The 24,411-nt window shown below is 47.5% G+C and carries 20 protein-coding genes; 11 read left to right on the forward strand and 9 right to left on the reverse strand.

Translation table 11 applies throughout. The features are described 5' to 3' along the window. Positions 1-45: 45 nt before the first annotated feature. A complete protein-coding gene (yghU, locus tag J4685_RS12075; protein ID WP_000774861.1) occupies positions 46-912 on the reverse strand; it encodes a glutathione-dependent disulfide-bond oxidoreductase in 867 nt (288 codons plus the stop codon). Between the two features lie 226 nt (positions 913-1,138). Between yghU and gss the strand changes: the two genes are divergently transcribed. Both gss and J4685_RS12085 read left to right on the forward strand, forming a co-directional pair. Then, the gene (gss, locus tag J4685_RS12080) at positions 1,139-2,995 is read left to right on the forward strand and encodes a bifunctional glutathionylspermidine amidase/synthase (RefSeq protein WP_000033687.1); all 1,857 of its coding nucleotides are present in this window, start codon (positions 1,139-1,141) and stop codon (positions 2,993-2,995) included. A gap of 669 nt (positions 2,996-3,664) precedes the next feature. Continuing rightward, positions 3,665-4,720 (forward strand): methyl-accepting chemotaxis protein, encoded by a 1,056-nt coding sequence (locus J4685_RS12085; protein WP_000475250.1) that lies wholly within the window; start codon positions 3,665-3,667, stop codon positions 4,718-4,720. Between the two features lie 299 nt (positions 4,721-5,019). On the opposite strand, the gene uxaC is transcribed toward J4685_RS12085, so the two are convergent. The 3 genes from uxaC to uxuA all read right to left on the reverse strand — a co-directional run bounded on the left by uxaC (position 5,020) and on the right by uxuA (position 9,211). Next, positions 5,020-6,432, reverse strand: a complete 1,413-nt coding sequence (gene uxaC / locus J4685_RS12090) for a glucuronate isomerase (RefSeq protein ID WP_000190186.1) — start codon at positions 6,430-6,432, stop codon at positions 5,020-5,022. A gap of 11 nt (positions 6,433-6,443) precedes the next feature. Beyond that, the gene (locus J4685_RS12095; RefSeq protein ID WP_000437134.1) at positions 6,444-7,916 is read right to left on the reverse strand and encodes a fructuronate reductase; all 1,473 of its coding nucleotides are present in this window, start codon (positions 7,914-7,916) and stop codon (positions 6,444-6,446) included. Positions 7,917-8,026: 110 nt separating this feature from the next. Further along, positions 8,027-9,211, reverse strand: a complete 1,185-nt coding sequence (gene uxuA, locus J4685_RS12100) for a mannonate dehydratase (RefSeq protein ID WP_000815491.1) — start codon at positions 9,209-9,211, stop codon at positions 8,027-8,029. 404 nt (positions 9,212-9,615) lie between these two features. Here uxuA and J4685_RS12105 point away from each other — a divergent pair, with 404 nt between their 5' ends. The 5 genes from J4685_RS12105 (at position 9,616) to iraD (ending at position 14,746) form a co-directional block, all read left to right on the forward strand. Next, on the forward strand, positions 9,616-10,920 hold the full coding sequence (locus J4685_RS12105) for an MFS transporter (protein ID WP_000784371.1): 1,305 nt from the start codon (positions 9,616-9,618) through the stop codon (positions 10,918-10,920). Between the two features lie 395 nt (positions 10,921-11,315). Continuing rightward, a complete protein-coding gene (locus J4685_RS12110; RefSeq protein WP_000089255.1) occupies positions 11,316-12,194 on the forward strand; it encodes a carbon-nitrogen hydrolase family protein in 879 nt (292 codons plus the stop codon). A 38-nt stretch (positions 12,195-12,232) separates the two neighbouring features. Further along, the gene (locus tag J4685_RS12115) at positions 12,233-13,156 is read left to right on the forward strand and encodes a polysaccharide deacetylase family protein (protein WP_000540894.1); all 924 of its coding nucleotides are present in this window, start codon (positions 12,233-12,235) and stop codon (positions 13,154-13,156) included. Positions 13,157-13,880: 724 nt separating this feature from the next. Then, positions 13,881-14,366, forward strand: coding sequence for an Hcp family type VI secretion system effector (locus J4685_RS12120; RefSeq protein ID WP_000338759.1), 486 nt, complete (start codon positions 13,881-13,883; stop codon positions 14,364-14,366). Beyond that, positions 14,366-14,746, forward strand: coding sequence for an anti-adapter protein IraD (iraD, locus tag J4685_RS12125; RefSeq protein WP_016504930.1), 381 nt, complete (start codon positions 14,366-14,368; stop codon positions 14,744-14,746). Before J4685_RS12120 ends, iraD begins: the two co-directional genes overlap by 1 nt. A 135-nt stretch (positions 14,747-14,881) precedes the next feature. Here the strand turns inward: iraD and J4685_RS12130 are convergent, their stop codons facing one another. After that, entirely contained in the window at positions 14,882-16,366 is a 1,485-nt protein-coding gene (locus J4685_RS12130) for an aldehyde dehydrogenase family protein (protein WP_001286409.1), read from the reverse strand. Between the two features lie 161 nt (positions 16,367-16,527). Between J4685_RS12130 and J4685_RS12135 the strand changes: the two genes are divergently transcribed. The 4 genes from J4685_RS12135 (at position 16,528) to J4685_RS12150 (ending at position 20,461) form a co-directional block, all read left to right on the forward strand. After that, positions 16,528-17,829 carry an NAD(P)/FAD-dependent oxidoreductase gene (locus J4685_RS12135; RefSeq protein WP_001092823.1) on the forward strand — a complete coding sequence of 434 codons (1,302 nt, stop codon included), beginning with the start codon at positions 16,528-16,530 and terminating at the stop codon, positions 17,827-17,829. Positions 17,830-17,843: 14 nt separating this feature from the next. Further along, positions 17,844-18,218, forward strand: a complete 375-nt coding sequence (locus J4685_RS12140; RefSeq protein ID WP_000542984.1) for a cupin domain-containing protein — start codon at positions 17,844-17,846, stop codon at positions 18,216-18,218. 208 nt (positions 18,219-18,426) lie between these two features. Beyond that, positions 18,427-19,926, forward strand: coding sequence for an APC family permease (locus tag J4685_RS12145; RefSeq protein WP_000475955.1), 1,500 nt, complete (start codon positions 18,427-18,429; stop codon positions 19,924-19,926). After that, on the forward strand, positions 19,904-20,461 hold the full coding sequence (locus J4685_RS12150; protein WP_000100101.1) for a DUF3156 family protein: 558 nt from the start codon (positions 19,904-19,906) through the stop codon (positions 20,459-20,461). Before J4685_RS12145 ends, J4685_RS12150 begins: the two co-directional genes overlap by 23 nt. A gap of 104 nt (positions 20,462-20,565) precedes the next feature. Here the strand turns inward: J4685_RS12150 and J4685_RS12155 are convergent, their stop codons facing one another. The 4 genes from J4685_RS12155 to J4685_RS12170 form a co-directional block, all read right to left on the reverse strand. After that, complete coding sequence (locus J4685_RS12155; protein ID WP_001275353.1) at positions 20,566-21,249, reverse strand: LuxR family transcriptional regulator; 684 nt, start codon at positions 21,247-21,249, stop codon at positions 20,566-20,568. A 1,433-nt stretch (positions 21,250-22,682) separates the two neighbouring features. Next, complete coding sequence (locus J4685_RS12160) at positions 22,683-23,333, reverse strand: hypothetical protein (RefSeq protein ID WP_000724401.1); 651 nt, start codon at positions 23,331-23,333, stop codon at positions 22,683-22,685. Beyond that, entirely contained in the window at positions 23,311-23,835 is a 525-nt protein-coding gene (locus tag J4685_RS12165) for a DUF943 family protein (protein ID WP_023211741.1), read from the reverse strand. Before J4685_RS12165 ends, J4685_RS12160 begins: the two co-directional genes overlap by 23 nt. 202 nt (positions 23,836-24,037) lie before the next feature. Next, positions 24,038-24,271, reverse strand: a complete 234-nt coding sequence (locus J4685_RS12170) for a DUF3289 family protein (RefSeq protein ID WP_371045375.1) — start codon at positions 24,269-24,271, stop codon at positions 24,038-24,040. Positions 24,272-24,411 lie beyond the last annotated feature (140 nt).

The raw sequence follows: 24,411 nt of genomic DNA on the forward strand, positions 1-24,411 counted from the left end.
TACCATGCCGGATGACGACATTACTACCTCATCCGGCATCATGGTTTAACTTTGGCGTTTATCTTCGGTATGGTTTTCGAAGTCGCTGGCGTCATGGCGTTCGTGAAGCTGTTCGTTCAATGGGCCGTTGGTCCGGTTGACAATGCGCCCCCGCTTTACCGCCGGACGTTCGGCTACCTGTTTCGCCCAGCGTTGTACGTTTTGATAACTTCCGGCATCCAGAAACTCCGCTGCATCATAGACATTCCCCAGCACCACGTTGCCGAACCACGGCCAGATGGCCATATCGGCAATAGTGTACTCTTCTCCCGCGACATACGGGTGGTGAGCTAACTGCTTATCCAGCACGTCCAGCAGACGTTTGGCTTCCATGGTGAAGCGATTAATGGCGTACTCAATTTTTACCGGCGCATAATGATAGAAGTGACCGAAACCGCCGCCGAGGAACGGCGCCGCGCCCTGTAGCCAGAACAACCAGTTAAGGGTTTCTGTGCGCTTAGCCAGATCCTGCGGCAGGAAATGGCCAAACTTATCCGCCAGATAAACAAGAATTGCGCCCGACTCAAAAACCCGAATCGGCGGGTTGTGTGAGTTATCGCGCAGCGCCGGAATTTTTGAGTTCGGATTGATGTCAACAAAGCCGCTGGAGAACTGATCGCCCTCGCCGATGCGAATCAACCAGGCGTCATATTCGGCGCCGGTCACGCCCAGCGCCAGGAGTTCTTCCAGCATAATGGTCACTTTCTGGCCGTTAGGCGTCCCCAGCGAATAAAGCTGTAACGGATGTTTGCCGACGGGCAGCGTTTTGTCGTGCGTCGGGCCGGAAACCGGGCGATTAATGTTAGCGAACGCGCCGCTGCCGGATTTATCCCACGTCCAGACTTTTGCGGGTTGATAAGTATTATCTGCCATATTGACCTGCCTTCACAGTGGTGGTGTTGAAGCAGTGTAGCAGCTTGCTAACCGGACATTTAACCGATTGGGACATTCCGACGAGTGAAATTTTAACCTTCTGGCCTCAGTGTGCCTTATTGAGGTGTATGATTATGTCGACCTCTGTCCGGTTAGTGTCACAGAGCAGACAATCAGAGCGAAATCACGCCAGGCTGCTCAGGCGGTCTTGTTTTGAGGTAAGTGCATGAGCAAAGGAACCACCAGTCAGGATGCCCCCTTCGGGACATTATTGGGTTACGCCCCCGGCGGCGTAGCGATCTACTCTTCAGATTACAATTCCCTCGATCCGTGGGACGACGACGACGCAGCTTTTCGTAGCTACATCGACGATGAATACATGGGGCATAAATGGCAGTGCGTGGAATTTGCCCGCCGTTTTCTCTTTCTGAATTATGGCGTTGTTTTTACTGACGTCGGCATGGCCTGGGAAATTTTCTCGCTGCGTTTTCTGCGCGAGGTCGTGAATGACAATATTTTGCCTTTGCAGGCCTTCCCGAACGGTTCGCCGCGCGCGCCGGAGGCCGGGGCGTTGCTCATCTGGCAAAAGGGCGGCGAGTTTAACGAAACCGGGCACGTCGCGATTATCACCCAACTCCTGGATAACAAAATTCGCATTGCTGAGCAAAACGTTATCCACACGCCATTGCCGCCAGGGCAGCAGTGGACTCGCGAACTGGAAATGGTCGTAGAAAACGGGTGTTACACCCTGCGCGACACCTTTGATGACACGACGATTTTAGGCTGGATGATCCAGACCGACGACACGCAATACAGTTTGTCACAGCCTGACATCGCGAATCAGTCGCTGGCGATTCGCGGCGCAAGGCTGCCTGAGAAAGGTCAGTTTGACGGTCCGTGGCTGGATGAGAGCGATCCGTTACAAAAAGCCTATGTACAGGCGAACGGACACGTTATCAATCAGGACCCGTACCAGTATTTTACCATCACCGAGAGCGCTGAACAGGAGCTTATCAAAGCGACTAATGAGTTGCATTTGATGTACCTGCACGCCACGGACAAAGTTTTAAAAGACGATAATTTGCTGGCGCTATTCGATATCCCCAAAATTCTTTGGCCGCGCCTGCGCCTCTCCTGGCAGCGCCGTCGTCACCATATGATCACCGGTCGTATGGATTTCTGCATGGATGAACGCGGGCTGAAAGTCTATGAATACAATGCCGATTCCGCATCATGCCATACCGAAGCGGGATTAATTCTCGAAAAATGGGCTGAGCAGGGCTATACCGGTAAAGGGCATAACCCGGCGGAGGGCTTAATTAACGAGCTGGCGGGCGCCTGGAAACACAGTAAAGCGCGTCCTTTCGTCCATATCATGCAGGATGATGATATCGAGGAGGACTATCACGCGCAGTTTATGCAGCAGGCGCTGCATCAGGCCGGTTTCGCGAGCAAAATTCTCCGCGGGCTGGGCGAGTTGCGCTGGGATGACGCCGGGCAGTTGATCGATGGCGACGGGCGGCTGGTGAATTGTGTCTGGAAAACCTGGGCGTGGGAAACGGCGATGGAGCAGATACGCGAAGTCAGCGAGACGGAGTACGCCGCAGTGCCTATTCGTACCGGGCACCCGGAAAATGAAGTCCGGCTGATTGATGTATTACTGCGCCCGGAAGTGTTGGTGTTTGAACCGCTGTGGACGGTGATCCCGGGTAACAAAGCGATCCTGCCCATCCTGTGGTCGCTCTTCCCACATCATCGCTATTTGCTCGACACGGATTTTACCGTTAACGATGAGCTGGTGCAGACCGGCTATGCGGTAAAACCGATTGCCGGACGTTGCGGTAGTAATATTGATTTGGTGAGCCATCAGGAAGAGCTCCTGGATAAAACCAGCGGCAAGTTCGCCACGCAGAAAAATATCTATCAGCAGTTGTGGTGCCTGCCGAAGGTCGCCGGGAAGTATATTCAGGTCTGTACGTTTACCGTGGGCGGTAACTACGGCGGTACGTGCCTGCGCGGCGATGATTCATTAGTCATTAAAAAAGAGAGCGATATTGAACCGTTAATCGTCATCAAAGCGTAACGGGGTCATTCTCGTCGGGATATCGGCGTTGGCGCCGATATCCCGCCTGTTGTGTTTACCAACGAACGGCTGTCAGCTTGCCATTTACTGGTAACATATGAGAAATAATATCACAAATTATTCTTAACTTTTCTAACGCAGGCGGTGACGCTCGCTGCGTTGGCGCACTCGTTTCCTGATTTTCGTCTAATCGGTACTTTTTGCGGCTGGTTACACCGCCCCTATCCCTTTGGATTTCGGTCATGCCTGTTTGGCTGGTAAACGGACAGCATAATATATTGACGAGTTCAAATGACATTATTAGTCATATAAAAAGTTTACGTTAGGTTATTTTTCTATCGCAAAAGTTTGCGTTTAAACCCTGTCTGCAATCTTCGGGCCGAGATATAGATACACCTAAGTAAATGCAGTTAATTATTATTCAGCTATTATTGTCAGCCTTGTGAATGATATTTTCGTATAAAGTGAAGCGACTTCCATTATGACTATTAATGGTATTATTGAATAGTTTACTCTGTAATTATTTAAGTTTAGTGGACGTTTTGTCTTATTCTGGTGAACGTATGGTTATGGCAGATGACAGCCGATTTTTCATTATGTTAGCATGAGTTGATAATACTTTATCCAGGCATAGATCAGGATGTCCACATATAATAAGGAGAATGGTATATGTTTAAAAAAGTATTAGGCTTGCGCCACTGGAATAATAATGTTGTAAAAATACCGCCGCCAGCAGAATCTGGCGCTAATGCGTCTGACGTAGTGGTGGATACCCCTGAGCCTTATGAGCGGATACTGTGTCAAAAAATTCTGATGGGGATCTCGACGATCGATATCATTCGTAATGCCATCATTAAGTCCTGTGAGCAGCTCAACATTGAAAAAGAACGCATTAATGAACTTAACGAACAGAATGATAAAGCCAGAAGTTCATTAAAATCGCTCGTGGAATTTATCACCGAAATTGGCACGACTTCATCGGATATTGGCTGTCGTATGGGCGACTTAAATACCTCCTTAACGCAAATTAATGCGTGTATTAAAGAGATACAGAAGATCGCTAACCAGACCAATTTGATAGCGATTAACTCCGCGATCGAGGCCGCGCGCGTAGGGGATGCCGGGCGTGGTTTTAGCGTTATTTCGAAAGAAGTGAAAAACCTGTCCGAAGATGTTAAACACAGTTCGAAAAGCGTCAGTACGTTAACCTCTGTAATCAAAGATAATACGGCCAGAGTGAGTGAGGTGCTGGATAACCAACAGCCGGTTATTGATAATATTACGACTAACATAAATCAAATTGTGGAGTCTATTGGCATCGTCATCGATAAATCGCTGAGCATGAAATCGGTCATGCAGTACATCTCTACGGTGCAGTTTTTGAATATTGTCAAAGTTGACCATGTTATCTGGAAAATGGAAGTCTACAAATTACTCTTAAATAAAGACATAAACAGTAAAATAACGATGCACGATCAGTGTCGGCTGGGGAAATGGTACTACGGTTTTGACGGGCAGCAGTTTAGCAATTACTACAGTTTCCGTAGTCTGGAAGCGCCGCATAAAGAGGTGCATACCGCTGGTCACTCTGCGCTGAACTATTTTGCCGCAGGCGATATGAATGCGATGTCGCAAGAACTCGACAGAATGGAGCGATCCAGTAATGAGGTGGTTAACCAGCTGGAAATGCTGGCTGTCGATTTATTAAAAGAAACCACACTGTGAAGTCATGAGTTATTACCGTATAACCAACAAGAGCCGTCATCAACAGGACTGATGTATCACACTTTCTGCACTGGAGTTATTCCGGACAGAGAAAAGAAGCATGACGCAGAAGATGGCTGTGTTTGTTTACCCGAATCACTTACCTTAGTAAGTGATTCGGGATTAATCAGCGACATCTTTGCTTTTTATCGGCGGCCAGTCTTTGGCTGGAAAAGTGCGTTACTGCTAAATTTCTCACTCTCTTACCGCCTTCCTGCCCCTCGAAATACCTGAAACCTGTGCTCACAGATTAATAGCGATTATTTAATCGTGAAATAACGCTGGGCATTATTGAAGCAGATATCCTGAACCATACGGCTTAGCATCGCTTCATCATCAGGAATCTCTCCGTCCTGCGCCCACTGTCCCAGCAGGTTACAGAGAATACGCCGGAAATATTCATGTCGCGTATAAGAAAGGAAACTGCGGGAGTCGGTCAGCATCCCGACAAACTGACTTAACAGTCCCATTTGCGACAGTTGCTCCAGTTGGCGCAGCATCCCGTCTTTCTGATCGTTAAACCACCAGCCGGAACCAAACTGCACTTTTCCGGCAATTCCCGGCCCCTGGAAGTTACCGATCATGGTCGCCAGGACTTCGTTATCACGTGGGTTCAGGCAATAGAGGATAGTCTTGGGCAGTTCATTGGTCACATCCATGCTGTCGAGCAAACGGGAGAGCGCCCAGCTAATGTTATTATCGCCAATGGAGTCAAAGCCGGTATCCGGCCCCAGCAGGCGGAACATACGGGTATTATTGTTACGGATCGCGCCAATATGTAGCTGCATCACCCAGCCGCGCGCGGCGTACTGACGGCCCAGCCAGACCAGCACCGCCGTGGTAAACTGGGCGATCTCAAGTTCGCTCAACGTTTCGCCAGCCAGACGTTTGCCCAGAATGGCGTCAAGCTGCGCGTCGTCGGGCACCGGCGCAAATCGCAGCGTTTCAATGCCATGATCGGACGCGCGGCAGCCGCAGGCGGCGAAATGGTCGAGACGGCGAGTGAGCGCCTGACGTAAATCGTCGAAACGGGTAATGCTGACATCTGCCGCCGCTTCCAGTTTCCCCAGATAATCGACAAAGCCGTCCAGTTCGATTTTGAAAACTTTGTCGGGGCGCCAGCTTGGCGCGACTTCAATATTAATGCTGTCGTCGGCGGCTATCTGGCGGTGATATTCCAGAGAATCTATCGGGTCGTCGGTGGTTCCGACCATCCGCACATTCATCTGCTGCATAATACCGCGCGCGGAAAAGGCCGGCGTCGCCAGTTTCTCATTACACTGCGTCCAGATACTTTCTGCGGTATCCGGTCCGAACAGCGTACTTGTAATGCCAAATGGACGGCGTAGTTCAAGGTGCGTCCAGTGATACAGCGGATTACCCAGCGTTTTTGGTACGGTATTGGCCCAGGCCATATATTTTTCATAATCGCTGGTCTCTTTGCCGGTGATCAGCGACTCATCCACGCCTGCGCTTCGTAGCGCTCGCCATTTATAGTGGTCGCCTTCCAGCCAGATCTGACCGAGGTTATCGAAACGGCGATCGTCGGCGATTTCCTGCGGACTTAAATGGCAGTGGAAGTCATAAATCGGCATGGGCGCGGCGTATTTATGGTACAGCGTGCGGGCAATGTCGTTTTTAAGTAGAAAATCTTCAGTCATAAACGTAGCCATGATTTATCTCCTTACTTAGCCAGCGCTTCTACCGTGGCTTTCGCGCCATTCTGCAATAGCTGTTGGTAAGCGTCGGTAACGGCTTGCACAAATTCGAGGTTCTTCGGCAGGTCGCTGCCAAAGATAGACTCGATGGCCAGTAGCCCGCGAACGCGTTCTTCCGGCGTCTGATATTGCTGATGAATCGCCTGATACTGCGCTAGCAGCGGATCGACGACATCAATGGTTTTACCTTGTTCATCGACACCGCCGACGTAACGCATCCATCCGGCGACGCCCAGCGTCAGGCGGCGATAGTCATCGCCCTGTTGCAAGTGCAGACGTACCGGGTCCAACAAACGCTGCGGCAGTTTCTGACTGCCATCCATCGCGATCTGCCAGGTGCGGTGTTTCAACGAGGGGTTAGTGAAACGCGCAATCAACAAATTCGCATACCCTTCCAGATCGGTGCCTTCCGGCATTGATAACGTCGGCGCTTGTTCATCAAGCATCAGCGCCAGCGCCGCGCGACGGTAAGCCGGGTTGGTCATGGTATCGGCGATAGTGTCATACCCGCCGAGATAACCCAGATAGGCGAGGAAAGAGTGACTGCCGTTAAGCATACGCAGCTTCATCATCTCAAACGGTACGACATCTGCAACGAATTGCGCGCCGACGGTGTCCCAGTCCGGGCGACCATTCACAAAGTTATCTTCGATGACCCACTGGCGGAAGGGTTCGCAGGCGATAGCGCAGGGATCATAAACGCCTAACTGGTCGGCAACCAGCTGTAGCGTCTCTTCGGTCGCTGCCGGAACAATGCGGTCAACCATGGTGCAGGGGAAGGTCACATTATCGGCAATCCATGCGGCGAGGGCGGCATCGCGAGCTTTTGCCAGGCCGAGGACGGCAGCCTTCGCGACGTGACCATTCTCGCGCACGTTATCGCACGACAGCACGGTAAAAGCTTTCAGTCCTTGCTCCCGGCGCATGTTTAGCGCTTCGACAATATAGCCAATGGCGGATTTAGGCTGTTGTGGATGGGCAAGATCGTTTTGGATCAGCGGGTTATTGACATCAAGCTCGCCGCTGGCGGGGTCGGTGCAGTAGCCTTTTTCGGTCACGGTTAAGGAGACGATGGCGGTTTCCGGGCGCGCCATTGCCGCCAGAATCCCTGCATGACCGTCGAATTCAGGGTGCAGCGCTTCTTTCATTGAACCAATAATTTTCAGTTCAGTGCTTTCTGCGCCGCGTTCTGCAACGGTGTACAGCAGATTTTGCGCTTTCAGGTTCGCGATCAGCCGCGCGTCGTTACCCGGCATCAGGTTCACTTCACAAATGCCCCAGTCGCTGTCGCTCTTTTCCAGTAGATGATGGGTAAAGAGCGCCTGGTGCGCGCGGTGAAACGCCCCGCAGCCCAGATGCACAATACGGGATACCAGACGTGATTTGTCCCAGTTTGGGCGGGCGACGGAAACCTGGGCGGTGGCGATATTCTGTTCCATTGCAAACTCCTGTCATTCGACGTCTTCGCCCGCGATCTCCGGGGCGAGGCATGTTGCTATTGCATTGAGTAGGGGAAATCGCATGACGCGTCGCGCCATGCGAAAGAAGGTTATTTGCTAAAGAAAGCGCGCTGGATAGCCAGTTCGACGCCGCGGACTTCCGCAAGCCCTTTCAGACGGCCAATGGCGGAATAACCCGGATTCGTTTTCTTCTTCAGATCGTCCAGCATCTGATGACCGTGGTCCGGGCGCATTGGGATCAGATCGTCGCTACCTTCGGCTTTACGACGGTGCTCTTCTTCCACAATCGCTTTAACGACTTCATACATATCCACATCGCCGTGCAAATGGGCGGCCTCGTGGAAGGTCTTCGGATTCTCTTCGCGCAGCGTAGAGCGCAGATGCGTAAAGTAGATGCGCGGACCAAATTGCTTGATCATATCAACCAGATCGTTGTCGGCGCGCACGCCGTAAGATCCGGTACACATGGTGAAGCCGTTCGCCATGCTATTAACGGTTTCCACCATCCATTGCATGTCTTCAATGGTAGAGACAATGCGCGGCAGGCCGAGAATAGGGCGCGGCGGATCGTCAGGGTGAACGGCCATACGCACGCCAACCTCGTCGGCAACCGGAATAATGGCTTTCAGGAAATAGGCAAAATGTTCACGCAGTTTTGCTTTATCGATATCTTTATACGTCGCCAGGTGTTGACGGAACTGCTCCAGCGTATAGCCTTCTTCCGCGCCAGGTAAACCGGCAATAATGTTGCGGGTCAGACGTGCTTTGTCTTCCTCGCTCATGGTGGCGAAACGCCGCTCTGCCTGAGCAATCTCTTCTGCCGTATAGTCGGCTTCTGCTCCCGGACGCTTCAGGATGTGCAGTTCGAACGCGGCGAATTCAATCTGGTCAAAACGCAACGCTTTGGAACCATCCGGCAATACATATTCCAGATCCGTACGTGTCCAGTCCAGCACCGGCATAAAGTTATAGCAAACCGTATAGATACCGCATTGCGCCAGGTTACGTAGCGTTTGCTGGTAGTTTTTGATCCATAAATCGTACTGACCGGTGTGGGTTTTGATGTCTTCGTGGATAGGTACGCTCTCTACCACAGACCACTCCAGACCCGCCTCTTCAACGATAGCTTTACGTTTCTGGATCTCGTCTACCGACCAAATTTCTCCATTCGGGATATGGTGTAACGCCGTTACCACGCCGGTTGCGCCAGCCTGGCGTACATCTGACAGCGTTACCGGGTCGTTAGGTCCGTACCAGCGCCAGGTTTGTTTCATATATCGTTTCCTCTTCTTGCGATAACGTCTTCGTGGTTGACCCATTGCCAGCCAACATCGAAACGTGCTTTGTAAACCCGTTCTGACCCCTAAATTCAACCAAAATTTTTCTCATGTCAACCTTATTGTCTAAATTGGATAACCAAATCACAAATATCATCATTCACGGTCTGTCAATTTTATTTATTTGATCTGCGTCAATTTTTGCTGGGTGAAAAGCGTTCACTATTCAACTTGAAATGAGTTGATGTATTTATTTCAAGAATATTAAGTGCGGGAGTTGCCGCCAGATTTTGACCGGTCCGGATGAGAAAATATTTATTGGTCAACCAATTTTTGTGATTTCAGTTTTCCCGCTACAGGTCAGACGGCGCGGAGCTAATGTTTTTTAACGAGGCTTTATCATGAAGATGACAAAATTAAGATGGTGGATTATCGGCCTGGTCTGCGTAGGGACCATCGTAAACTACCTGTCCCGTAGCTCGCTTAGCGTTGCGGCGCCAGCGATGATGAAAGAACTCCATTTTGATGAGCAACAATATTCCTGGGTGGTGAGCGCCTTCCAGCTTTGTTACACCATTGCGCAGCCGATCACCGGCTATTTGATGGATGTCATCGGACTGAAAATCGGCTTCTTTATCTTTGCCTTGTTGTGGTCGCTGATCAACATGGCGCACGCGCTGGCCGGCGGCTGGATAAGCCTGGCATTTCTGCGTGGTCTGATGGGGCTAACCGAAGCGTCAGCGATTCCGGCCGGGATTAAAGCCAGCGCCGAATGGTTCCCGACGAAAGAACGCGGTATTGCGGGGGGACTGTTTAATATCGGTACTTCGATTGGCGCGATGCTGGCGCCGCCGCTGGTGGTCTGGGCGATGCTGACCTTTGCTGATAGCGGCATCGGTACTGAAATGGCGTTTGTGATTACCGGTGGGATCGGCGTGCTGTTCGCCATCACCTGGTTCCTGATTTATAACTCGCCAAATAAACACCCGTGGATCACCCACAAAGAGCTGCGTTATATCGAAGACGGCCAGGAAAGCTATCTCCAGGACGATAACAAAAAACCGGCCGTTAAAGAGATCGTTAAAAAGCGTAATTTCTGGGCGTTGGCGATTACCCGTTTTCTGGCTGACCCGGCATGGGGAACGCTGAGTTTCTGGATGCCGCTGTATCTGATTAACGTGATGCATCTGCCGTTAAAAGAGATCGCCATGTTTGCCTGGCTGCCGTTCCTGGCGGCGGACTTTGGCTGCGTTGCAGGCGGTTTCCTGGCGAAGTTCTTCATGGAAAAGATGCACATGACCACGATCAATGCGCGTCGTTGTAGCTTTACCATCGGCGCTGTTTTGATGATTTCGATCGGTTTTGTCAGCATTACGACTAACCCGTATGTCGCCATTGCATTGATGAGTATTGGCGGTTTTGCGCACCAGACGCTGTCTACCGTCGTGATTACCATGAGCGCTGACCTGTTCAAGAAAAATGAGGTCGCGACGGTTGCCGGTCTGGCAGGATCTGCGGCGTGGATGGGACAGTTAAGCTTCAACCTGTTTATGGGGGCATTGGTCGCTATTATCGGTTACGGCCCGTTCTTCATTGCACTCAGTCTGTTCGATATTATCGGCGCCATCATCCTGTGGGTACTGATTAAAGATCCAGAAAAGCACCACCCGCCAATGACGGAGCAGCCGCTGGCGTCTCACCGCTAAAGCTGTCTCGGTTTCACTGGCCTGATAAGCGAAGCGCTACCGGGTTCTAACGGCCACCTTCGGGTGGCCGTCTTCATTACCCTTATCGGTAAAAATACGCGTTGGTTTTATACCAGCGCGTTATCATTTAGTTTGCCTGATTATTTTCAGATGCTGAAAATAATATTGTGGTAAGGGTTATTGTTTTTCGCCTGGATTTTTATCGACTCTCTGTCTCGCTGCGATCATCGATAAAGTCCCCTTTATGTAAATAAAGGTTCAATGCTTCTACTCTTTTCTCCATATATTTTGCGCAGCTTCACAAAAAATAACCTGATGTCGTAATGTCCACTCCCTAATATTCTCCATGCGCTATACGTTAATTTAAGTTTAAATTTCATGCCGGGGATATCACGATGTCACGTAATTTTACTGTTTCAGCCTGTCAGTATATTGTTACTGAAATAAACACTTTTGAAGATTTCATAACAAAGGTAAGGATACTTCTTAATAAAAGTCAGGGTGCTGATGTCGTTATCTTCCCGGAGCTATTTACCATTGAGTTATTTACATTATTGAAAAAATGGCAAGAAAGACCCATTTCACACCTTACTTTAATTGATCAGTTCACGGATGCCTATAAGCAGCTTTTTCAACAGGAAGCGAAAGAAAGAGGACAGTTCATTATTGCTGGCTCTCATCTGGAGCAGACCGGAGCAGATCGCTATGAGAATGTTGCGCATATATGGGGACCCGACGGCGAACATTATGCTCATAGTAAGACGCATATCTTCCCGGCTGAACGGGGTTGGTATACTCAGGAAGGCGATAAAATGGCTGTTTTTCAACTGCCATTTGCAAAGGTGGGTTTTAATATTTGTTATGAAGCAGAAATACCGGAGTGTGCCGCGACGCTGGCGGAACAGGGTGTGGAGTTAATTTTAACGCCTTCCGCTACGTTTACTGAACAGGGATTTTGGCGAGTCAGGCATTGTTGCCACGCACGTTGTATTGAAAATCAAATTTATCTTGTTCACTGTTGCCTGGGAGGAAACCCGGGCGGGCCACTGCCTGGCTGCTGGGCCCGAAGTTCAATTTTAAGCCCCTGTGATGTCGTGTGGAAAAATCCACAAGGTATTATCGCAGAGGCGCACGTCAATCAAGAGGATGTCATTTCAGGAGAAATTAACCTCGATGTTCTATATGAAAATAGACTTGGGGGGGCAGCAACAACGTTCAAGGACAGACGCAGAAAAGCAGGCATATATAATATCTGGCCATCACACATTAAATAAAAGAATGTGTCCCTTCTATGTATTAACTGGAGGTCGTTATGGGATATTTAAAATTACCTGAGGGTAAAAGGATTGCGGTCAATCTTGGTGTTGATGTAGATGCTCAGTCTTTATGGCTGGGCGGATTTAATCGGCCGTCGCCATCCTTTATGTCACGAGGAGAGTTTGGGGCGCAAGTTGGCGTACCAAGGCTTCTGAAATTGTTCAAAGAAAATAATATCAAAACTACCTTTTTTATTCCCGGACACACTGTAGACACCTTCCCGGAAATCAGTAAAGTAATTTTTGATGCCGGGCATGAAATCGCTCACCATGGCTACTATCATGAAAATCCGACGCTGGTGAATCGTGATACAGAACGCCGACTTATGGATCTGGCGTTCGCCTGTTATAAAAGACATTTCGGCATACGCCCTGTGGGATACCGTTCTCCCTATTGGGATTATAGCGAGAATACGCTGGATCTTCTGGAGGAAGCCGGTTTTCTCTATGACAGTAGCCTGATGGCGAGAGATCTTGTGCCTTACCATCCTCAACGTTGGCAGGTGAATTGGGAGACGGGAAATATTGCAGGCCCGGCCAGCGCGATTCTGGAAATTCCTGTTAGCTGGTATCTGGATGATTTTCCCGCACTGGCGTATACCGGCAACCAGGAGGGGATGAGCGATACTGACGGTGTTCTGCGACGCTGGAAGGATATTTTTACCTATGCTTATCACCATCAGGAAAACGGTTTATATGCGATGGCTCTTCATCCGCAGATAATCGGTCATGGGCATCATATGATGATGTTGTCACGTTTGATTGAACATATTAAAGGGCATGATGGCGTATGGTTTGCAACCTGTGAAGAGATAGCCAGTGTCTGGGTGGATGACGAAGAGGATCGACAAAAAATGCTCCGTCCTGATGTTCGTGGCGTAGCGCCGGTTCCGGATGATTATGGCTGGCCAGGCAAATGATATCACCTCATGACAATGTTAATATCAGTCGGGTAACGGATTACCCGGGCAGAAGTTACCTGTTTGCCCGCTCGTTAATGCATATTGTCCATCAGAAAGGGAGACTATCCCGGGACGTATAAAATCTTTTTTATTTCAGTCAAAACGTTAATCAACGAGAATGGTTTGTTTTTTGATTTAAATCATTTTTTAGTGTTCACAGGAAAATAATCAAATAACATTTGTAATGTGAGTATTAAGAAAAATAAAATTTCCATAGTGATTAATTTTTATTTAACGCTTTGATTTTTAATGTTTTATGTGTGTTAATTGATGTAAATCAATTTGGATTTTTTTATTAAATAAGTAAAAATTAAGTTGATATTTGCTTTTTGATGTGTTTTTTATATATAGCTGATTATTATTCTGAAATGCCAATTTTTGAATAACGACGCTGTAATACCGGCACCAGGGATACTTTGCGATAAAAGGGATTGAATATGGCAGAGAGCGTTCAGTATAACCTCAATTGTATTTGGCCACAGCGGGTCAAAACCCTCTATTGCATTGCAACCAGCGGAATAACGTTCATCAGACGTGGGTAAACGTTGGCAAAATCCCTGTAAACCTGGCGCTTTTCACGCTGTGTTTTTTGGTAGTTGCGCTTTTAATAAGAGTCACAAGCGTTGGCCGCCGGTATTCGTCTGGCTGCTGAACTGCCACCTGATCAACAAGGAGATAAATCATGGATGCGATTTTTTTAAAGCTCGACAATATCAAAGGCGAAAGCCAGGTTGAAGGCTTTGAAGATCAGATAGAGATCATGTCTTATAGCCACAATGTGGCAATGCAGGTAAATAACGATGTTAGCCTCACCGAGCGGACTTCCGGGCGTGCGCATGTTGGTGAAATGTCGCTCACCAAATTTGTCGACCTCGCCACGCCTGTGCTCAATGAGTACTGCTGTAGCGGGAGGCTAATTAGAACCGCGGTGCTGACGTTGTGCCGCAATGACGGCGGCAAAATGCGGTCGCTTATCGTTTATACCCTGACAAACGTGCTGATATCACAACTCAGTGTTAGCGGCGGCGCCGGCGGTAAGCCGGTGGAAACGATGTCGCTGAACTTCACGAAAATCGAATGGCAAATCACTGCCGAGAAATCAGACGGCGCTCAACAGGAGTCCAGAACGTCAGTATGGGATCTGGCGATGGACCAGATAGGGAAATGATGATGACGCCAACCATTCCGGTCGCGCTATTCGACAGGCTCTTGGTTGAGGGGATAAGCCCACATGAATTGGTACGACGCAAGTTAATGTGTTTATTCAACTCTTGCGTCGTGCCAGGTGGCGAGACATTACCGCCGCTGCTCACTCGGGGTATGCCGGAATGGCACGAGGTGAATGTGGGTGACAAACGGGTTCTCAACTGGTTTTGCCGTGAGCTTCGCGCTGCTATTTTACGTTATGAACCGAGCATCAACATGCTGGAAGTCAGTGTAAAAGATGCCCATCATCAGACGCTGGCGTTGTCTTTGGAAGCAATGTTACAGGATGAGCCTGAACCGTTAAGGCTGGAGATAGCCTACTCTAACGGTAGATGGCGCTAGTAATGCAGGAAGGAACGCCGGGCCGGGCGTTTAACATTATCCCAAAAGCAAAAAAACGCAGCGAGCGAACCTGATAATCAGGCAGACAATCCACCTTTCGGTATGGTTGATCTGCCTGCATCATTTTCAGGATGGTTAATAACGGACCATGACCGATTTAAGTTCGGTATAGTCATCAATAAACGCGCTGCCAAATTCACGACCAATGCCCGATCCTTTCATCCCTCCAAAGGGTACCGCGGGATCGAGGAAGGTATGCATATTGACCCACACCATGCCAGCATCAATATCTTCAGCGTAGTGTAATGCCTTAGACATATTTTCCGACCACACACTTGCAGCAAGGCCGAATGGCGAATCGTTGATATGCGAAAGCGCCTCTTTTTCATTCTGATAACCGATAAAGCTACAGACAGGGCCAAAGGTCTCCTCGTGTATCAGCGTACTGTTTTTACTACGCACTTTTACCGCTGTCGGCTGTAAAAAGTACCCTTCGCCGGGTAAAGTTTCACCGCCGTAAACAATGGTATCCCCTTCTTCCCGTGCGCGTTGAATCAGACGCAGCACTTTTTCAAGCTGAACCTGATTCGCCAGCGGGCCCATCACTGTTTTTTCATCTAAAGGCGAGCCGGGCACGATCTCCGATAACCGTTGCCTGAGGAGCGTCATGACCGTATCCAGTTTTTCCTGGGGCAGATAAAAACGCTCTGCGGCAGCACAAATTTGCCCTTGATTCAGATAACCGGCTTCAAGAATACCGTTGACCATGGCTTGTTCCGTGAGATCATTGAGAAACAGCGCCGCATTTTTACCTCCCGGTTCGAGGGTAACGCGTTTTCCTGACGATGTTGCCGAACGCCGGACTTTCTCACCTGTCGCGACTGACCCGGTGAAACTCACTTTGGCGCAATCTGGATGCGCGATCAGCTGTTGCGCTATCTCACCGCCAGCACCGTTTACCACGTTAATTACGCCATCAGGGAAACCTGCCTCTTTAGCCAGTTCAGCAACTCGCAGCAGTGTCAGCGGGGTATATTCACTTGGTTTAATGACGATGGTGCAGCCACATACCAGCGCTGCGGCCAGTTTCCAGATAACAATCATAATTGAGAAATTCCACGGCACAATACCGACGACCACACCAATGGGTTGGCGTTGGGTAAACGCTGTGTATCTCTCTTCTCCCATTGATGGCAGGGAGACATTCAGCGTTTCACCGGTTATTTTTCCTGCCCAACCGGCAAAGTAACGCAGGAAGGCCACTGACTGATCGAGTTCAAGACCGCGCGACAGCAGAATCGTTTTACCTGAACAGACGCTTTCCAGTTGAGCCAACTCTTCACGATGAGCGGCAAGAGTATCAGCCAGTTTCAGCAGTAATGCGCCGCGTTGTAACGTTGGCATTTTACGCCAGACATCAAACGCCCGTCTGGCGCTCTGCATGGCCTCTTCTGCCTGCGTAGGGGTTGCCGACACAACGTCGGCGATGATTTTGCCGGTGGCTGGGTTAGTGACCGAAAAGTTCGTGCCGTTTCCGGCCTGACGTTCACCTGCAATAAATTGTCCGTGTCGTTGGCGTAAAAAAGTCGTTACTTCGGCAAGTAATGTCACATCGCTCATCAGAAGTGCCTGTAGGTCAGGAATGTACGTTTTTCCATCCCAACATACTTGCCTGGAACTGAATATCGTTCCAAAGAACGTCATTCTTCCGGACGATATTTTGTAAAACGTTACCGTGCTGTGATAGCGGTCTTAGTCAAGCGTGATGACAAGGTAACGCGATGAATACAAAAATCGATGCGTTGAATTACTACGGCGCGACGAAAAAATACCCGTTGCATTTTCCTGCTCTGCAAGAGGATATTGATGCCGATGTGGTGATCATTGGCGGTGGCTTTTCAGGCATCAATACCGCGCTGGAACTGGCGGAGCAGGGGATCACTAATGTTGTCGTTCTGGAAGCCCGTCATCTTGGGTATGGCGGCACCGGACGAAACGGCGGTCAGGTAATGGCCGGTATAGGTCACGACATCGAAGCCGTTAAAAAATATGTAGGCGCAGCGGGAATGGAGACGCTGTTTAAAATCTCGAACCTCGGCGCGGGTATTATTCGGGAGCGAATTCGTAAATACCATATTGATGCTGATTTTGTCCCCGGATATGGTTATCTGGCCTACAACCAGCGGCAGTTAAAAACGCTGCAACAATGGGAAAAAGAATTCAAAGCCGCTACGCCGGAAGACGATATTGAACTCTATACCGGTAAAGACGTGCAGCAGGTTATCGGTTCCGACGTCTACTGCGGTGTTCTCAAGCATATGGGGGGAGGGCATGTCCACTCGCTGAATTTATTGCTGGGCTCCGCTCAGGCTGCGAATTCGCTGGGGGTGAAGATATTCGAATATTCACCTGTGGTTGAGGTCAGTTACGGTAAAACTGTGCGGGTACGTACTGCGATGGGCAGCGTAAAAGCAGCCAAATTGCTGTGGGCCTGTGATAGTTTTCTCAATAATCTGGAACCAGAAATTTATAAGAAAACGCTGGTTACTTATTCTTATCAGGTCTCTACAGAACCTCTCTCCAGCGAGCTTGTTGAGCGGATCAGTCCCTTGCGCGGGGCTTTTAGCGATATCCGCCCGGTGATAAATTACTACCGTCTCACAAAAGAAAACCGTCTGCTGTTTGGCAGCGCCACAAGGTTTCTTGAATATACCCCGCACGATTTTGCTGCCTGGAACCGCACTCTGTTGGCGGAGGTCTTCCCTTATTTGAAAGACGTTAAAATCGATTTTGCCTGGGGCGGGCCGATGGCCTGTAGCGCGAATCTGTTTCCGCAGATTGGCACGCTTCGTGAACACAATAATGTTTTTTATGTTCAGGGTTATTCCGGATTTGGCGTCACGCCTTCCCATATTGTATGCAAAATCCTGGCCGAAGGAATAAATGGCGGTTCCGAGCGGTATCGTCTGATGAGTAGCATTCCCCACGCGACAATTTATGGTCGCGACAGTTTACGTCTATTGCTGGTCAGTGCGGGAAAACTGATACATCAAACAGCCGGTTTCTGGAAAGGCCGGAATTAACCAGGAGAACATTAATGCACGCTTTTAAACTCAATCAACCTGTTCCTGAATTACAGCCAGTCGGGAGTGTCAGCCTGTTAGGGGCGTTGCCAACAGAAGGCGATCCCCAGGTCGCCGTTGCGATGATTTACGGTAAACCTGAGGATGTATTTACCTGTGGACTGTTTTCATCGACCCGCGGCGGTTTCACGATGATTTATCCCTTTACCGAGCACGCAACCGTGCTGGAAGGGGAAGTGGAACTCACTGTTGCGGGTCAGGAACCGATACGTTTTTCACCAGGCGATAGTTGGTTTGTTGAACAGGGAACCGAAGTGGCATGGAAAGTTTTAACGCCCCGTTTTGTAAAACATTATCTGGCAAACGTCGAAAGCCACAAACAGGGTTGAATCCTTTAATTGTTCGTCAGTAGCGTTGGCATCACTGGGGAGAATAACGCGCTCCCCACTTGCTATTAGCGCATGCGGGGACGGCGTCACAACGTTATTTACCGTTATCCCTCTTCAGGACGATACCTGTTAGATACGGTGCCTGCCATAAATAAGCGTTATTCCGGAGCGGTAATTTATTGTTGTAATAATAGTGAAGAGGTTGACCATGTTTAAAAACAGACTTGCCAGCCATCTTGAACGTGGCGTTATTGGTTTCCCCACGACGCTTGCCAGCTCCGTTGGGCTGATTATGGCAAGCCCGGTGATCCTGACCGTGACCAGTGGTTTTGGCTCAGGGGGAGATACCTTTGCTCTTGCGGTATTACTGGCATTTATTATGATGCAAGCGCAGATTACCACCTTTGCCGAAGCGGCAACGCTCATTCCCACGACTGGCTCCGTCTACGACTATATCTCCTGCGGGATGGGGCGTTTTTTCGCTATCACCGGTGCGCTTTGCGCTTACCTGATCGTACACATTTTTGCCGGCACGGCAGAAACGATTCTCGCTGGCGTCATGGCGCTGGTGAACTTTGAGTCTGTTAGCGAACACGTGGCCATGCAGCACAATACCTGGATGGTTGGTGTCGGCATGGTAGTGGTTTTCGGGTTACTGAATGCCATTGGTGTTGAAGTATTTGGCAAGGTGGAAGTGTTTCTTACATTCGGTATGTGGGCTACCCTGACCATCTTCGGTTTATGCGGGATCCTGTTATCCCCGGTCACTCATCATTCCGGGTGGTTTGGCGCACCGCTTGATGTCAGTAATCTTTCTGGTCTGTTTGGTTATATAGGCATGGCGATGTTTATGTTCGTCGGTTGTGAACTGGTCACGCCAATGGCGCCGGAAATTAAAAAAGCGCATCGTACGATTCCCAGAGCAATGGCGCTTGGCCTTTTAGCGGTGGCAGGTTGTATGTTCCTCTATGGCGCTGCGATTAACCGGCAGGTAAATAATGTGGTGGTCGATGCGGCAAACCATATCTTTTTACTGGATACGCCGATGGCTATTCCCGCCTTTGCCAATCGTGTCATGGGACATGTCGGGCAATACTGGCTGGGCGTGGGGTTGTTGTTAGCGGGATGTGCGACGATTAATACGCTAATGGCGGCAGTACCGCGTATTATATACGGCATGGCGCTGGACGGCGCTTTGCCGCGGTTTCTGACCTGGTTGCACCCCCGCTTTAAAACACCGGTCATCGCCATCGCATTCGGTGTTGCGATTCCCTGTTTACATGCCTGGTATCTGAACGGTGATATCGACCACATTGTTCCGCTGATCCTCGCTGCGGTCTGCGCCTGGGGAGTAGCTTATCTGCTGGTAACGTTATCGGTCGTTATCTTACGTATTCGGCGCCCCGATTTACCACGCGCTTACCGGGCCCCCTGGTTTCCCTTACCTCAGATTATTTCGAGCGTGGGTATTATTATCGCCATTATTAATATCGCGCCTCCAGGAATGAACAGTCGGGATGTACTTATACCATTCGGTATTATGCTTGGATTGACTGCCGCCTATGCCTTATTCTGGACATTATGTGTGCAACGGGTTAATCCTTTCCTCCCGCTTCCGGTAGAAGAGGTCGTGGAACGGGCTATGGGCAATTATGAAAAGCGAAACAATGAAGAGATGACGCCAGATGTCCTCCGTCCCTTGGTTTAAGAACGCATTAATGAATATGGTGTTACGTGATTTGAGCGGCTGGCGTTGTGAAAAATTGACCGAACATAGCGCCGTGCTGCATCTGAATGCATTTACCCAGGTTATCTGCCATGTTCAGCAAAAACGGTTATTCATGGCCAGTATTCACAGTTGTGAATTCAGGGTGAAAGGCACAATCAATTATCCTTTGCAGGGCAAAATTCGCGTTCATCAGCCCGGATGGCTGAAACGTTATCCCGTCATTTTTACTGGCAGCAAAAGTACCGCCGGGCTGATTAACTATCTTAATTGTTTCCCCAATTTACAACAGGCACTGAGTGAACTGGATTATCGTCGGTTTACGCTGGTTTTACATCATAAGGAATGGTATTGCAGCATTGAGCTATGGGCTGCTAGCGAAGTGGTTTGTAAAATGCCGCCGCTGCGCCGTTATCTGCGGCTTGAGCGGCACCAGCGTGTTCTTCTGCTTAGTGTGATAAATATGATCAATCAGGCCATGAATCAATGGCTGCAACAGGATACCGACGCCAGATAATATGACATTTTATTGAGGCATCAGATCAGAGAGTGGTATTAATTCAGGCATATATGATACATGGGGAAAAGACCCGCAATTGACGCGGGTTAAAAAGAACGCTTTCACATATTCAGTGAATGTTGTACCGAGGACATTCTGGTTCGGGAAACCAGTTCCGTGCGATTTATCACTTCTGTTTTAGCAAAAATATTACGTAAATGCGTTTTCACTGTTGAGAGAGAAATATTCAACTGACGGGCAATCAATTTGTTGCTGGCCCCTTCGCAGACCATTCCCACAATTTCACGCTCTTTGGCGGTCAATATTGACGTCAGATTGTTGTCTTCCTGAAGAGAATCATGAATCGCCAGTCCCAGTAATGGTTGTACTGCCTGGGCTCGCAAACACTCTTCGCTGGAAAAAGGTATATCGCGCATTAATGAAATGCCCGCGATAATACGATGGCCCCGACGAATAAAGATCTCAATCATGTCGCACACATGATTAGGTAGCATAAATTCATGATAATAATGGCGATGACGGGCACAGATACCGGGCGTCATCGTCGCTACGGTAATAACCTGCTGGCCGAACCGGGAAGGCGATAGCGGGTCTAATGGTTGAAAATGCTCCAGATATTGTTGGTGTGTGCTATTAGAAATGTTATGTAAAACATAAGCTTCCGGCTTTAAATAAGCATTAACACGATAAAAAACCGCCGACGACAGAGGAATGAGTTGCGCAATGCTCTGTAAGCAATGGAGAGTGATCCCGTCATTATGGCCAGTAGTTGATAAGGCTGACATGTTATCTCCTTCCATCCGGATGAGCGCGTCGGGACGCAGTAAAATAGTGGTATGTTGAAACATACAATTTACATTCGGTTAACACAATCATTCACATGTTAATAATGTGACGCGTGTTGCGGTATTTTTTATAACATATTGAAAATAAATGATTTTAATTTAAATTCTGTCTGGTTTTATAAAAAATAATTTAAAATTATTAATATGATTTTTTTCTGTCGCGGTTGACTCATCTCCTGAAAATGCCGTGAGTTCTCGTCCTTCAGGACGATATTCTTTTGAGACGACTGTTCTATGATTTTCTGTAATAGCGCAGGTTAACAGAGACTTAATTTCTGGCTCAGACAGGATTTGCTAAATAACGTTTCAATAGCGTCATGCGCTATGCAGAAAACAGGCGTTTTTACCCACAAAAAGCGGTGGCTGCCAGTATATTTTAATGAACAGTAGTGAACATGAAGGGCGGGGTAACCTGTTGATTTTATAAATAAAAACGGACGCCATAGGGCGTCCGCATCTGAATGGTTGGAGCCCGGACTCGGAGAAGTCCTTTGGGCTAATGGACTGTTAAAGCTATTTTTTACCGTTTATCAAGACCACCACAAAACTAACCCTTACAGAATTATCTACGTGATTTGCCTGGTGTGGGTTCGATTCCTGCTACTGTCTGATAATTGTTGGGTTAGTTTCTTCTTGATAGGGTATCAGCAGGGCAGGCTTTCGAAATTTGACATCCAGCAAGAATCGGTGTGAGACACTCACGGTTTTTCCTGCCGTCTATTCATCATTGAAAAATGATAGTATTTTTATGAGAATAAGAGCCAAAAATATAGAGATGCCTATATAAACCCCTCGTTCTGTCCAGGTATCCAGACGAAATAACCAATAGACACATAAAAAAGCAAGTAGCCCGCCAATAATTGACGCGAGAGCGCCAATGATTTTTTTGAGCATATATTTAAACGTGCCTTCATTATATTTCATGGTTTTTCTTTATGTGTCGCCATTACCATTATTATGACAGTTAATTTTATGCTGAAGAATAACCCTGCCATTATCTGTTTTCTGGCATATCTTATTAGGCGTAAACGTCAACAGGCGTAGCGCATGATAGTAAATTTCTTGTTTTGAAAGCTAATTTCTATCAACGATTAAATAATCTACTATACGTATACTATAACGATGCTGACCTGATAAAAATGATACATATTATCAAGTGGAACAGAAAAATGATAATTGCTCTCACCTGGAGTTTTAAGCCACTCGTCTGTGTCAAAGACAGAACTAAAGCGGCATGAACCACTTAAATAACGCAGAGTAACCTCGTCATTAATGATACGCTCATCTCAGTATCCAACATCCAGACTCCTGGAAATTTACTGCATTCCTGTAACTCAAATTATTTAGAGTATATTAATATCGGATATTCTTTTTTAATTAACGCCAATCTCCATACTTTCCAGTGACTTTAATATGTATGGCGTAAAATCAATCAACTGATTATCTATTTTTCTGATTAAACTGCCTGCGCCGCATAAAGCATGTGAGCCATCAATCATACAAAAATAAAATTTCTTTTTTATGTTATCATCTTCGTATATTGTTTTATCCATCTCCGAAATATTCTCATCAATGATTAAGAAACCCTGTGCATTCACTGAACTTATATTATATAAAAATGATGGTTTAAATTCATTATTTGTTTTTGTTGCATCATCATCTATCACCCATATGTTTTTATTTTTATCAAAAACGATGTGCTGTATATGTGAGCCATACTCACCAACATCATACACCTCTCTGCTATATGAACAACTCCATAATGTAATTGGATAAAACTCAGGATCATAAACATGGTTTTTATCATTGAGATCTTTAATATTTTCATTTAAGAAAAAGTAATCATTAAATTTTACGTTCTTACACTCAGGGGTTTCCACGCGATAGTCAATCCTTGCATCAATGCGAAGCATTCTTACAGAATATTTCGACTCACTTAATTTATCTGGTAATGATATAGATGGAATAATATTTGCTTTCAAAGGTAAGATAAGAAACAAACTAATGATAGTGATTTTTTTCATGGCTTTTATCCTGGTTGAGCTTGGTGGAGTTATTTGATTCGATAAGCTTATCATCATCTTTTTTCGGTTGATAAAAATAACCAGAACCAGAAAATAAAAACATCCGATAATAATTACCACCAGATTCAGCAGGCATATATATATCTTTTTTGATACATTTTGATTCTGATTTTATATCAGGAAAACAATAAAATTCATCCTCGGCATCATAGGGCGATAATTTTTGATAACCGTCACCAAAATCCCATATATATACCGAAAAATCATTTTTAGGGAGATTATATTTTTCCAGAATTTTTCTTTCATTTTCTCTCCACCAATTCAGCTTTCCCCTGTCCGTAATGGGGAAATGCCTGGCAAGAATGTTAATATCTTTACCTGAATAATAATGGACATCCACGATTTCTACTGGTCTGCCTGACCATAAGTATATAACAACAGAACAAAATAATATGGCGATTGTCACAATATAAATGAATTTTTTCGTTATTACCCATGACACAATCACATTCCTTATGCAAAATATCGGACTATGCTATGTTAACAATACAAACAAATACCTTGCCGACAATACATACCAAATCAGGAGTAATATCCTCTGACACCTGAGATTTTTACGGTGGTATTTATTTCTGTAATATACACTTCATCCTTTAAGCTGCCTCTTTGTTGGCTGCGCTCAGAAACCCCGGTCGCAGAGTTATCTATGCTCCTGGGGATTTCTTCCCTTGCCGCCGCGATGCATCTAGAATGATTTTGTGTATAAATGGCTTAAACTCATACCCCTCTTTCTCATAATGTTGAAGTACAAACCAAATTTTAAAGACATCCCAATGGCTATAAAGCCAATGTGTTATATCATTACTGTCAAGACTAAAATGATCCTGCATCCTGTAATGCCCGTTTGCTGCGTAGGCATTTTTGATACATTCAATGATGTTATGGTAACGTGTGTGCCATACATATCATGAACAGATAATCTCAGCCCGTAGCTATAGGCCCTCCACGATTTTAATTCCCTCTGTCGGCAATTGTTCCGCATCTTTTGTTGTTGCCTTTTGCTTCCCAGAAGATGTAG

Origin of the sequence: Salmonella sp. 32100201201700099SM (genome assembly GCF_017572645.1) — a bacterium.
In the GTDB taxonomy this organism is placed as follows: Bacteria; Pseudomonadota; Gammaproteobacteria; order Enterobacterales; family Enterobacteriaceae; genus Salmonella; species Salmonella enterica.

Excerpts from the sequence above, each read along its gene's own strand:
- J4685_RS12110 (WP_000089255.1), top strand. The coding sequence starts at position 11,316 with ATGTCACGTAATTTTACTGTTTCAGCCTGTCAGTATATTGTTACTGAA.
- J4685_RS12145 (WP_000475955.1), top strand. The coding sequence starts at position 18,427 with ATGTTTAAAAACAGACTTGCCAGCCATCTTGAACGTGGCGTTATTGGT.
- J4685_RS12130 (WP_001286409.1), bottom strand. The coding sequence starts at position 16,366 with ATGAGCGATGTGACATTACTTGCCGAAGTAACGACTTTTTTACGCCAA.
- iraD (WP_016504930.1), top strand. The coding sequence starts at position 14,366 with ATGATGACGCCAACCATTCCGGTCGCGCTATTCGACAGGCTCTTGGTT.
- J4685_RS12140 (WP_000542984.1), top strand. The coding sequence starts at position 17,844 with ATGCACGCTTTTAAACTCAATCAACCTGTTCCTGAATTACAGCCAGTC.
- J4685_RS12095 (WP_000437134.1), bottom strand. The coding sequence starts at position 7,916 with ATGGAACAGAATATCGCCACCGCCCAGGTTTCCGTCGCCCGCCCAAAC.
- yghU (WP_000774861.1), bottom strand. The coding sequence starts at position 912 with ATGGCAGATAATACTTATCAACCCGCAAAAGTCTGGACGTGGGATAAA.
- uxaC (WP_000190186.1), bottom strand. The coding sequence starts at position 6,432 with ATGGCTACGTTTATGACTGAAGATTTTCTACTTAAAAACGACATTGCC.
- J4685_RS12105 (WP_000784371.1), top strand. The coding sequence starts at position 9,616 with ATGAAGATGACAAAATTAAGATGGTGGATTATCGGCCTGGTCTGCGTA.
- J4685_RS12150 (WP_000100101.1), top strand. The coding sequence starts at position 19,904 with ATGTCCTCCGTCCCTTGGTTTAAGAACGCATTAATGAATATGGTGTTA.
- J4685_RS12155 (WP_001275353.1), bottom strand. The coding sequence starts at position 21,249 with ATGTCAGCCTTATCAACTACTGGCCATAATGACGGGATCACTCTCCAT.
- J4685_RS12085 (WP_000475250.1), top strand. The coding sequence starts at position 3,665 with ATGTTTAAAAAAGTATTAGGCTTGCGCCACTGGAATAATAATGTTGTA.
- J4685_RS12120 (WP_000338759.1), top strand. The coding sequence starts at position 13,881 with ATGGATGCGATTTTTTTAAAGCTCGACAATATCAAAGGCGAAAGCCAG.
- gss (WP_000033687.1), top strand. The coding sequence starts at position 1,139 with ATGAGCAAAGGAACCACCAGTCAGGATGCCCCCTTCGGGACATTATTG.
- uxuA (WP_000815491.1), bottom strand. The coding sequence starts at position 9,211 with ATGAAACAAACCTGGCGCTGGTACGGACCTAACGACCCGGTAACGCTG.
- J4685_RS12160 (WP_000724401.1), bottom strand. The coding sequence starts at position 23,333 with ATGAAAAAAATCACTATCATTAGTTTGTTTCTTATCTTACCTTTGAAA.
- J4685_RS12115 (WP_000540894.1), top strand. The coding sequence starts at position 12,233 with ATGGGATATTTAAAATTACCTGAGGGTAAAAGGATTGCGGTCAATCTT.
- J4685_RS12135 (WP_001092823.1), top strand. The coding sequence starts at position 16,528 with ATGAATACAAAAATCGATGCGTTGAATTACTACGGCGCGACGAAAAAA.